Source organism: Rhizobacter sp. P3_C12, assembly GCF_056402735.1.
In genome coordinates this window covers 1-10,506 of record NZ_JBFUGW010000224.1, presented here as the reverse complement: position 1 = coordinate 10,506, position 10,506 = coordinate 1, and the positions used below count along the sequence as shown (strand labels likewise).

Sequence of the window (10,506 nt, the reverse complement as noted above, 5' to 3'; positions counted from 1 at the left end):
CACCGTGTCGCCGGCATGCACGATGCGGCGCTGCAGCTCGACGGATTCCGCCAGCAGCTTCAGCGAGTCGTTGACCCGGGCGCACACGGTGAAGTGGGCTGTCGGCGTGGCGGTTTGCATGGCGGGCTCCTGGCGGGCGGGTGGTATGGAGAGGAGCTTAGGAAGGGCCTGTCAATGCAGCACGACCGGAGCAGGGCGCTGCGCAACAGCGTGTGAATGGCGTGTGTCAATTCCGTATCAGTGGCCGCCGCTTGACGCCCATCAAGGCCGCTGCCTGCGGGCTGACTAGGCTGGCGCGTTCCGAGAAGAGAGGAGCGCGCGATGGCCTATCACCTGAAGAACCGCAGCCTGTCGTCGCTGGACGAGCTGAACGCGCGCGACATCCAGCATCTGCTGGAGATGTCGCACGAGCTGAAGCGGGCCAAGGCGGCGGGCACCGAGCAGCCGGCGCTGCGCGGGCGCAACATCGCGCTGCTCTCTGATCTGCTCTCGGAGCGGTCGTTGTCGCGCACGCGCGCCTTCGAGGTGGCGGCGCACGACCAGGGGGCGCAGGTCTCGTTCATCGGCCCGGGCGATTCGCCACTCGGCGAGAAGGAGAGCGTGAAGGACACGGCGCGGGTGCTGGGCCGCTTGTACGACGCGATCGAGTACCGGGGCACGGTGCCGCAGACGGCGAAGGACCTGGCGGCGCATGCCGGCGTGCCGGTCTACCACGGGCTGACGAACGAGTTCCATCCGACGCAGGTGCTGGCCGACCTGATGACGATGCAGGAGCACTGCGACAAGCCGTTGCGCGAGATGCGCGTGGCCTGGCTGGGCGATGCCCGTGGCAACACCGGCGATTCGCTGTTGCAGGGCGCGGCCTTGCTGGGCATGGACCTGCGGATCGCGGCGCCGCGTGCGCTGTGGCCGGCGGCGCAGACGCTGGCCCGGTGCGAGGCGTTGGCGCGGGTGAGCGGGGCGCGCCTGGCGGTGACGGAGGCGGCGCTGCAGGCGGTGGAGGGCGTGGACTTCATCGACACCGGCGTGTGGGTGACGGCGGGCGAGCCGGAGGCGGCCTGGGCCGAGCGCATAGCGCTGCTGAGGCCGTACCAGGTGAATGCGCGGCTGATGGCGGCGGCGGGCCATCCGTCGGTCAAGTTCATGCATGGTTTGCCGGCGTTCCACAACCGGGAGACGCGGCGTGGCGAAGACGTCTTCCAGCGCTTCGGGCTCGATGGCATGGAGGTCACCGAGGAGGTCTTCGAGTCGCCGGCCTCCATCGTCTGGGACCAGGCCGAGAACCGCCTCCACACGATCAAGGCGGTGTTGGTTTCTACGCTGGGCTGAGTTGCTTCTGCTTCTGCTTTTGTGCGCAAAGGCGCGTGGGGGGAGGCCATGGCGCGCCGGCCGGTGCGGTCATCGCCCCTGGCGGGGCGATGACTCCCCTGCGCTGACTGGTTTSATGGCCCGTCGCCGAAACTCCCGCCACTCACTTCGTTCGTTGTGGTCAAACAGTCGGCGACAGTCAGTTCACGAAGCGTGCTGCGCACGCGGGCCATGAAACCAGCCAGCTCCGGCGMCCCGTCTTTATTGGCGCTCCACGGCCTCCCCCCACGCGCCCCAAAAGAACAAGAGCCGAACTTGAGTTGAATCAACCCGCGAAACAAGCGCAGGCGTACCGTGCCGAGGATGTCGCAACCCCAAGGCTACGTGAACCCGATTCGCTCGATCCTGATGCTGGCGGATACCTCGCCACGCACCGTCGCCCGCCTGATGCTGGCTCGTGAACTGGCTGAACGGCATGACGCCGAAGTCACCGCGCTGTTCGCGGCAACACCGCTGCACGCCGAGACCGATGGCCGCTTCGCCGCCGTGGCCGGCGCTGCCGGCATGCTCGAGCAGCCCGACACACGCCAGCTCGCCCGCGAACGCCTGCTGCTCGACATCACCGGCGGCGACGAACTCTCGCGCGTGCGCTGGGCCGAGGTCGTGCGCGAACCCGTGCTGCAGGCCGTCGTCCAGCATGCGCTGTGCACCGACCTGCTGGTGCTCGGGCAGCGCGCCGCATCGACCTCCCCGCATGAGCTGCCGGCCGGCTTCATCGAATCGCTGCTGATCGAGAGCGGCAAGCCCGCGCTCATCGTGCCCGACCACGGCGCCGCCAGCTCCGCACCCGAGTGCATGCTGATCGCCTGGAAACCCTCGCGCGAAGCCGCCCGCGCCGTCACCGCCGCCTTGCCCTTCCTCGCACAGGCCCGTGAAGTGCACGTCGCCAGCTGGTCGCGCAACGCCGTCGTCGGCGCGGCCGGCGGCCTCGACATCGCCGGCCACCTGAATGCCCACGGCATCACACCCGTCGTCCACCACCGCGACCACGAGCCCCGTGCCATCGGCGACGAACTGATGGCGCTCGCCGCCCAGGTCGGCGCCCAGTGGCTCGTGATGGGCTGCTACGGCCACGGCCGGCTGCGCGAACAGGTGCTCGGCGGCGCCACGCGCTCGCTGATGCACGCCGCGCAGCTGCCGCTGCTGATGGTTCATTGACCCCCGCTTCCCCACCCGCGAAGGAGAGACCCCATGAAGATCCTGCTGGCCGTCGACGGCAGCGCCTGCACGAAGCAGATGCTGGCCTACCTGGCCGCCCACGACGAGTTCCTCGGCACCGGCCACGACTACACCGTGCTCACCGTCACGATGCCGGTGCCGCCGCGTGCCAAGGGCTTCTTCGACCGCGAGACGGTCGAGAACTACTACCGCGCCGAGACCGACGAGGTGCTGAAACCGGTGCGCGCCTTCATCGCCCAGCAAGGCTGGAACGCCACCTTCGTCGACAAGGTCGGCCACGCACCCGCCGTGATCAGCGAGACGGCCGACAGCGGCCGCTTCGACCTCGTCGTGATGGGCTCGCACGGCCACTCCGCCCTCGGCTCGATGGTGCTCGGCTCGGTGACGAACCGCGTGCTGAACCACTGCAGGACGCCGGTGCTCGTCATCCGCTGACCGGCTTCCCCTGCAGCGGCAGCACCAGCCGCGCCGCGTCGCTGTCGCCGCCCTGGGCCTCGAAGCCCAGCCGCTGCACGAACGCACGCATCGCCACGTTGTCGCGCAGCACCAGCCCCACCAGGCGCTGCGTGCCCTGCGCCGCCTGGTAGGCGATCAGCTTGTCCATCAGCAGCCGGCCCAGGCCCCGGCCCTGCAGGTCGCTGCGCACGACGACCGCGAACTCGGCCTCGAGGTTGTCCGGATCGACCGCCGCGCGCGCCACGCCCAGCGTCTCGCTCGTGCCGTCGGCGCCGGGACGCACCGCGATGAAGGCCATCTCGCGCGCATAGTCGATCTGCGTCAGCCGCGCCAGCTCGCTGTGCGCCAGCTCGCGGCGCGCATTGAAGAAGCGGAAGCGCAGGTCGTCCGGGCTCAGCTGCTCGACGAAGCGGCGGTGCGCCGGCTCGTCCTCCGGGCGCACCGGCCGCAGCGTCAGCGCCTCGCCCTGCCACGCGAGGGTCTCGACCAGCGCATCGGGGTACGGCCGGATCGCGAAACGCTCCGCACCGGCCACCGGCACGCGGCTCAGCCGGATGCGCGCATCCAGCGCCAGCACGCCGTCGTGGTCGGCCCACAGCGGGTTGATGTCGAGCTCGGCCAGCTCCGGCAGGTCGGCCAGCATCTGCGACAGCGCCACCAGCGCATCGCCCACCGCATCGAGCCGCGCCGCCGGATGGTCGCGGTAGCCCGCCAGCAGGCGCGACACCTGGGTGCGCGACACCAGCTCGCGCGCCAGCGCCCGGTTCAGCGGCGGCAGCCCGATCGCGCGGTCGGCGCGCACCTCCACCGCCGTGCCGCCGTGGCCGAGCATCAGCACCGGGCCGAAGTTCGGGTCGATGCTCGCGCCGACGATCAGCTCCTGCGCCATCGGCCGGCTCGCCATCGCCTGCACCGTGAAGCCGCCGACCCGGGCCTGCGGCTGCGCGGCGCGCACCCGCTCGATCATGCGGGCCGCGGCCTCGCGCAGCGCGGCCTCGTCGGCCAGGCCGAGCGCGACGCCGCCCACATCCGATTTGTGCGTGATGTCGGGCGAGACGATCTTCAACACCACCGGGTAGCCGATGCGGCCCGCCGCGCCGGCCGCCGCATCGGCATCGGCCGTCACGCGCAGCGTCGTCACCACCGGAATGCCGTAGGCCGCGAGCACCGCCTTGGCCTCGTGCTCCTGCAGCATCTCGCGGCCGTCGAGTAGCGCCGCGATGATCACGCGGCGCGCGGCGGCGCGGTCCGGCACCGCATTGGCGCTGGCCGACGGCGTCTCCAGCAGCACGGCCTGGTTGTGCCGGTAGCAGCGCAGCATCGAGAACGCGTTCACCGCTTCCTCGGGCGTCGCGTAGTCGGCCACGCCGGCATCGGCGAACACGCGGCGTGCCTCGGCCACCGCGCCGTCGCCGAGCCAGCAGGCCATCAGCCGGCCGTTCGCCTCGCGCGCCAGCGGCGCCAGCGCACGCGCGATGTCGGCGCTCGGCACGATCGCGGTCGGCGCATGCATGAACAGCACCGCGCCRGCCTGCGGCTCGGCCAGCACCGCCTGCAGCGCGTCGACGTACCGCTGCACCGGCGCGTCGCCGATGATGTCGACCGGGTTGCCGTGCGACCAGGTGGCGGGCAGCACCGCGTCGAGTCGCGCCAGCAGCGTTTCAGTCGGCTCGGCCAGCGGCACGCCGGCACGCGCCGCTGCATCGGCGGCCAGCACGCCGGCACCGCCGCCGTTGGTCACCAGGGTCAGCCGGTCGTCGCGGTTGGCGCCGAAGTGCGCGAGCGTCTCGGCCGCGACGAACAGCTCGTGCAGCGTGTCCACGCGCAGCATGCCGGCGCGTCGGATCGCGGCGTCGAACACGATGTCGGAGCCGGCCAGCGCGCCGGTGTGCGAGGCCGCCGCGCGCAGGCCGTTGCCGGCGCGGCCGGCCTTCACGACGATCACCGGCTTGTTGCGTGCCGCGGCGCGCGCGGCCGACATGAACTTTCGAGCCTCGCCGATCGATTCGATGTAGAGCAGGATCGCGCGCGTGTGCGCATCGCTGGCCAGGTGATCGAGCAGGTCGCCGAAATCGACATCCGCATGCTCGCCGAGCGACACCAGGTGCGAGAAGCCGACGCGGCGCGCCTTCGCCCAGTCGAGCACCGCGGTGACCAGCGCGCCCGATTGCGAGACGAAGGCCAGGTTGCCGTCCAGTGCATCGGTGTGCGCGAAGCTCGCGTTCAGGCCCAGGCGCGGCGTCAGCAGGCCGAGGCAGTTCGGCCCGAGGATGCGCAGCACGTGCGGGCGGGCCGCCTCGAGCACCGCCTGCTTCTGCGCGGCGCTCAGCCCGGCCGTCATCACGATGGCGGCGCGCGTGCCGAGCCGGCCGAACTGGTCGACCAGCGTGGCCAGCGTGTCCGGCGGCGTGCACAGCACCGCCAGGTCGGGCGCGGCCGGCAGCTGCTCGGGGCGGGTGAAGACCGGCTGCCCGTCGAGCGTGCGCAGCCGCAGGTTCAGCGCGTGCAGCGGGCCCTGGAAGCCGGCGCGCAGGTTGCGCCAGACGGTGGCGCCGACGCTGGCCGGGCGGTCGGAGGCCCCGGCGACGGCGATCGATCGGGGTTCCAGCAGGTGGTCGAGGTGGCGCACGCTCATGCCGCATTGTGTGGGCAAGGGGCGGCGGCTGCGGCTTGACGTGGCGCAAGCGGCGAAGCCCCTGCGCGCCGGCGACGGCCGGCGATGCGGGGAGAATCGCCGCCGATGAGCCGCACCGATTCCGCCCTGTCCCACGTCCTCACGCTGACCGAACTCTTCGAGGCGCGCGTCCGGCGCAGCCCCGAAGACACCGCCTACCGCCGTTTCGACGCCGCCACGAACCGCTGGGTCGCGCTCAGCTGGCGCGAGGCCGCGGCCGCGGTGCAGCGCTGGACGCACGCGCTGGCCGCGCTGCGCCTGCCGGCCGGTTCGCGCGTCGGGCTGCTGCTGCCGAACGGCGTCGAGGCGGTGTGGGCCGACCTGTCGACGATGGCTGCCGGCGGCGTGCCGGTGCCGATGCATGCGTTGGACAACCCGGCGAGCATCGCCTACATCCTGGGCGATTGCGAGGCCGCCGTGCTGATGGTGCAGGAGCTGGCGCAGTGGGAAGCGATCCGGGCCACCGGCGTCGCGCTGCCGGCCTTGCGCTGCGTCGTCGTGGTGGGAGCGACCTCCGCAACGTCAGCGGCGGCCGGGCAGGGCGGTGCCGTCCCGGTGATCGCCGTGGGCGAATGGCTGGCGGCTGGTGCCCAGGCCGAGCTGCCGGCCACGCCGCCGCGGCACGACGACCTGGCCGCGATCGTCTACACCTCGGGCACCACCGGCAAGCCGAAGGGCGTGATGCTGACGCATGCCAACGTGGTGGCGAACGTGATGGCGGTGCTCGCGCACGTCGCGCCCGGGCCGGACGACGTGTTCCTGTCGTTCCTGCCGCTGTCGCACACCTTCGAGCGCACTGCGGGCTACTACCTGCCGATCGCGGCCGGCAGCTGCGTGGCGCATGCGCGCTCGGTCGCGTTGCTGGCCGAGGACCTGCGCAGCGTGCGGCCGACCGTGCTGATCTCGGTGCCGCGCATCTACGAGCGCGTGCGCGCGCAACTCGACGCGCGGCTGGCCGGCTCGCGCGTGAAGCGCTGGCTGTTCGACGCGGCGCAGGCGGTCGGCTGGCGGCGCTTCTGCCGGCAGCAGGGCCTGCCCACCGAGGCGAGCCCGTGGGCGGCGGCAGAGCTGCTGGTCGCACCGCTGCTCGATGCGTTGGTGGGCCGCCCGTTGCGCGCGAGCTTCGGCGGCCGGCTGCGCGTGGCCGTCAGCGGGGGCGCACCGCTGTCGGCGGCGCTCGCGCGCTGCTTCCTTGGTCTCGGCGTGCCGGTGCTGCAGGGCTATGGCATGACCGAGACCTCGCCGGTGATCGCGGCCAACACGCTGGAGCACAACGATCCGGCGACCGTCGGCACCGCGCTGCAGGGCGTCGAGCTGCGCCTGGGCGAGAACCGCGAGCTGCAGGTGCGCGGCCCGAACGTGATGAAGGGGTACTGGAAGCGGCCGGAGGACAGCGCGCGTGCGTTCACCGACAACGGCTGGCTGCGCACCGGCGACCAGGCGTCGATCGACGACGGCGGCCGGGTGCGCATCCTCGGGCGCATCAAGGAGATCATCGTCACCTCGACCGGCGAGAAGATCGCGCCGGCCGACCTGGAGTTGGCGATCGCGGCCGACCCGCTGTTCAGCCAGGTCTTCGTGCTCGGCGAGAACCGGCCGTTCATCGCCGCGGTGGCGGTGCTCGGCCGCACGCAGTGGCAGGCCTTCGCGCAGTCGCTCGGCGTCGACCCGGTGCCCCCCGAGAGCCTGAACCTGCCGGCGGTGCAGCAAGCCGCGCTGCAGCGCATGGCGCAGCTGGCGGCGGCGTTCCCGCGCTACGGCGTGCCGCGCGCGGTGTGGCTGAGCCTGGAGCCGTGGACGGTGGAAAACAGCCTGATGACGCCGACGCTGAAGCTGAAGCGGCACAACCTGATGGTGCGCTTCGAGCAGGAGATCGAAGGCTTGTACCGGCGCTGACGGGCGACCGAAATCAGGTCGCGCAGAACAGCGCCGAATCCGGCCACAGCCCGTGGCCGAGCGACCAGCCCGAGCCGAGCACCAGGCACAGCCCGGCGAGGCGGATGCTCCACGCGAGTGCGCGCCGGTCGAGCCGGGCCCACAGCACGGGGGCGCCCCACAGCGCGAGCGACGACGCGAGGCCGAACGCGGTCATCACGCCGGCACCGGCCAGCGCGCCGTCGGCCAGGGCCGCAAGCACCAGTGCCGATTGCAGCAGCCCGCACGGCCACGCGACCCACAGGCTGCCGGCGGCGCCGGCCTTCAGCGGGCCGGCCATCACCTGCCAGCCGTCGGCGCGCGGCGCCTGCACCGGCTGCTGCGGCTGCCCGAGCTGTGCGAGCCAGCGCGGCTGCCGGCCGCTGAACAGCAGCCACAGCCCGAGTGCGACGCCGGCCACGTGCAGCAAGGCCCACAGCGGCCGCAAGGCCGGCGTGGCCTGGCCGAGCCAGGCGAGGGCCGAGACGCTCGACGCCACCAGCGCCCCGCCGAGCGCATAGCCGAGCAGGCGTCCGCCCTGGAATGCGAGGGTGGCCGGCAACGGGCGACTGCCACTCGCTGCACTGCAGGTGCGCACGACGGCGGCGCTGCTGGCACCGCACATCGCCGCGCAATGCGCCGAGCCGGCGAGGCCGAGCAGCGCGGCGCCGGTGAGCAGCGCGAGGCTCATCGCTGCACCGTCACAGCACGCGCGAGAAGCGCGCGCCGCCGGCTTCGGCGGGGTGTTTGCCTTCGCGCACCCGGGCACGCGCGGCCTGCAGGTGGCGATCGAACACCATCGCGATTGCGCGCACCAGCAGCCAGCCGCGCGGCGTCACCTGCACGGTCGCGCCGTGGTCATCGTCGATCTCGACCAGGCCGTCGGCCACGAACACCTGCAGCGAGGCCAGCTCGGGCGCGAAGTACGCCGCGCCGTCGACATCGTGCGCATGGCCGAGCGTGGTGAGGTCGACGCGGCCCTGGCACATCAGCGCCATGATCACGTCGCGGCGCAGCAGGTCGTCGCGGTCGAGCGCGAGGCCGCGCACCACCGGGAAGCGGCGTTGCGCGAGCGCCTCGTAGTACTCGGGCAGGGTCTTCGCGTTCTGGCTGTAGCTGCTGCCCATGCGGCCGATCGCCGAGACGCCGAGGGCGATCAGGTCGCAATCGGGCTGGGTGCTGTAGCCCTGGAAGTTGCGGTGCAGCCGGCCGGCGCGGCGCGCGCGGGCGAGGGCGTCGCCGGGCAGTGCGAAGTGGTCCATGCCGATGTCTTCATAGCCGGCGGCGAGGAAGCCGCGGATCGCGCCGCGCAGCATCGCCACGCGATCGGCGCCGGTCGGCAGTTCGGCCGTGACGATGCGCCGCTGCGGCTTGAAGCGCTCCGGCAGGTGCGCGTAGCCGTACAGCGCGACGCGGTCGGGGCGCAACTCGGCGACGCGTGCCACCGTCTCGGCGAGGCTCTGCGGCGTCTGTTTCGGCAGCCCGTAGATCAGGTCGACGTTGATCGATTCGTAACCTTGCACGCGCGCGGCGGCGACCAGCACGCGCACGTCCTCGAACGGCTGCACGCGGTGCACGGCCTGCTGCACCTCGGGCTGGATGTCCTGCACGCCGAAGCTGATGCGGTTGAAGCCGAGCGTGCGGAAGTGCGACAGGCGTGCCGGCGTGACGGTGCGCGGGTCGACCTCGATCGAGATCTCGGCATCGGGCAGCAGGTTGAACGCGCCGCGCAGCGTCGACATCAGCCGCGTCAGCTCGGCATCGCTGAGGAAGGTGGGCGAGCCGCCGCCGAGGTGCAGCTGCGACACCGGCAGCCCGCTGCCGAGCGCGGTGACGTGCAACTCGATCTCGGTGTCGAGTGCATCGAGGTACCCGGCCGCGCGCTCGTGGTGCCGCGTGATCACCTTGTTGCAGGCGCAGTAGTAGCAGACCGATTCGCAGAACGGGATGTGCACGTAGATCGACAGCGGCGCGGTGCTGCCGTTGCGCGCGACCAGCATCCGCTGGTACTGCTGCGCGTCGAATGACTCGCCGAAGCGGTCGGCCGTCGGGTACGAGGTGTAGCGCGGGCCGGGCACATCGAAGCGGCGCAGCAGGTCGTCGTCGAGCGCGGGGGAGGGGTGTGCGGCGTTCATGCCGGCACTGTCGCGCGCGGCGCGCCGTGGCGGCTTGCGTTGGATCAATTGGCGGTCGCACCCTGCCTCCCACAATGCCGTCGAGCCACTCAACCCGATGGAGCGCTGCGGCGCGTCGTGCCATGTCTTCGATGATCCATTTGCCGGTGCTGCCGGACGAACCCGAGTGCATGCTGTGCGAGCGGCGCCACCTGTGTCTGCCGGTGGTGCGCGACGACATCGCGGCCAGCGTGGCCGGCAGCGTGCGGGCGGTGGCCGCGGGGGACACGCTGTTCCTGGAGGACGAGACCTTTGCCTCGCTGTACGCGGTGCGCATCGGCAGTTTCAAGACCTGCGTCGGCGTGCCGCCGCAGCGCGGGCGCGTGACCGGCTTCGCGTTGCCGGGTGACCTGCTCGGGCTGGATGCGATCGACTCGGGCCTGCACCGCTGCCAGGCGATCGCGCTGCAGGATTCCGAGGTGTGCGAACTGCCGTTCGACCAGGTCGAGCAGGCGTTGGCCGCGTCAGGGATGCTGCAGCGCCGTTTCCATCAGCTGATGAGCCGCGAGATCGTGCGCGACCATGCGCTGATGCGGCTGCYCGGGCAGCGGCAGGCGGGGGCGCGCATTGCGGCGTTCCTGCTGGGACTCTCCGAGCGTGCGCAGGAGCGCGGTCAATCGAGTACCGAGCTCCGCTTGCCGATGAGCCGCGAAGACATCGGCAGCCACCTGGGGCTGCGGATCGAGACGGTGAGCCATGTGCTGACGCGGTTGCGTGCGTCGGGGTGTTTGCGTGTTCGTC

At 71.9% G+C, this 10,506-nt stretch carries 8 protein-coding genes; 5 read left to right on the top strand and 3 right to left on the bottom strand.

Annotated features, from left to right (window positions below; genetic code table 11):
- Positions 1-321: 321 nt before the first annotated feature.
- The 3 genes from argF to AC1DXV_RS25780 all read left to right on the top strand — a co-directional run bounded on the left by argF (position 322) and on the right by AC1DXV_RS25780 (position 2,982).
- On the top strand, positions 322-1,329 hold the full coding sequence (gene argF / locus AC1DXV_RS25790; protein WP_477936235.1) for an ornithine carbamoyltransferase: 1,008 nt from the start codon (positions 322-324) through the stop codon (positions 1,327-1,329).
- 342 nt (positions 1,330-1,671) lie between these two features.
- Positions 1,672-2,526, top strand: a complete 855-nt coding sequence (locus tag AC1DXV_RS25785) for a universal stress protein (RefSeq protein ID WP_477936233.1) — start codon at positions 1,672-1,674, stop codon at positions 2,524-2,526.
- A gap of 33 nt (positions 2,527-2,559) precedes the next feature.
- On the top strand, positions 2,560-2,982 hold the full coding sequence (locus AC1DXV_RS25780; RefSeq protein ID WP_477872958.1) for a universal stress protein: 423 nt from the start codon (positions 2,560-2,562) through the stop codon (positions 2,980-2,982).
- Here the strand turns inward: AC1DXV_RS25780 and AC1DXV_RS25775 are convergent.
- Positions 2,972-5,638, bottom strand: coding sequence for a bifunctional acetate--CoA ligase family protein/GNAT family N-acetyltransferase (locus tag AC1DXV_RS25775; protein WP_477936231.1), 2,667 nt, complete (start codon positions 5,636-5,638; stop codon positions 2,972-2,974). The two genes, AC1DXV_RS25780 and AC1DXV_RS25775, sit on opposite strands and share 11 nt — an antisense overlap.
- 105 nt (positions 5,639-5,743) lie before the next feature.
- Between AC1DXV_RS25775 and AC1DXV_RS25770 the strand changes: the two genes are divergently transcribed.
- Positions 5,744-7,573 (top strand): AMP-dependent synthetase/ligase, encoded by a 1,830-nt coding sequence (locus tag AC1DXV_RS25770; protein WP_477936229.1) that lies wholly within the window; start codon positions 5,744-5,746, stop codon positions 7,571-7,573.
- Positions 7,574-7,586: 13 nt separating this feature from the next.
- Here AC1DXV_RS25770 and AC1DXV_RS25765 read toward each other — a convergent pair whose 3' ends face one another.
- Both AC1DXV_RS25765 and hemN read right to left on the bottom strand, forming a co-directional pair.
- Positions 7,587-8,282, bottom strand: coding sequence for a sulfite exporter TauE/SafE family protein (locus AC1DXV_RS25765; RefSeq protein ID WP_477869671.1), 696 nt, complete (start codon positions 8,280-8,282; stop codon positions 7,587-7,589).
- A gap of 10 nt (positions 8,283-8,292) precedes the next feature.
- Positions 8,293-9,726 carry an oxygen-independent coproporphyrinogen III oxidase gene (gene hemN / locus AC1DXV_RS25760; protein ID WP_477869669.1) on the bottom strand — a complete coding sequence of 478 codons (1,434 nt, stop codon included), beginning with the start codon at positions 9,724-9,726 and terminating at the stop codon, positions 8,293-8,295.
- A gap of 122 nt (positions 9,727-9,848) precedes the next feature.
- Between hemN and AC1DXV_RS25755 the strand changes: the two genes are divergently transcribed.
- A partial coding sequence (locus AC1DXV_RS25755) for a helix-turn-helix domain-containing protein (RefSeq protein WP_477936227.1) occupies positions 9,849-10,506 on the top strand: 658 nt, incomplete at its 3' end.

What these genes read in the sequence shown, in the direction of transcription:
- argF (WP_477936235.1), top strand. Translation starts at nt 322, where the DNA reads ATGGCCTATCACCTGAAGAACCGCAGCCTGTCGTCGCTGGACGAGCTG.
- AC1DXV_RS25785 (WP_477936233.1), top strand. Translation starts at nt 1,672, where the DNA reads ATGTCGCAACCCCAAGGCTACGTGAACCCGATTCGCTCGATCCTGATG.
- AC1DXV_RS25780 (WP_477872958.1), top strand. Translation starts at nt 2,560, where the DNA reads ATGAAGATCCTGCTGGCCGTCGACGGCAGCGCCTGCACGAAGCAGATG.
- AC1DXV_RS25770 (WP_477936229.1), top strand. Translation starts at nt 5,744, where the DNA reads ATGAGCCGCACCGATTCCGCCCTGTCCCACGTCCTCACGCTGACCGAA.
- AC1DXV_RS25765 (WP_477869671.1), bottom strand. Translation starts at nt 8,282, where the DNA reads ATGAGCCTCGCGCTGCTCACCGGCGCCGCGCTGCTCGGCCTCGCCGGC.
- hemN (WP_477869669.1), bottom strand. Translation starts at nt 9,726, where the DNA reads ATGAACGCCGCACACCCCTCCCCCGCGCTCGACGACGACCTGCTGCGC.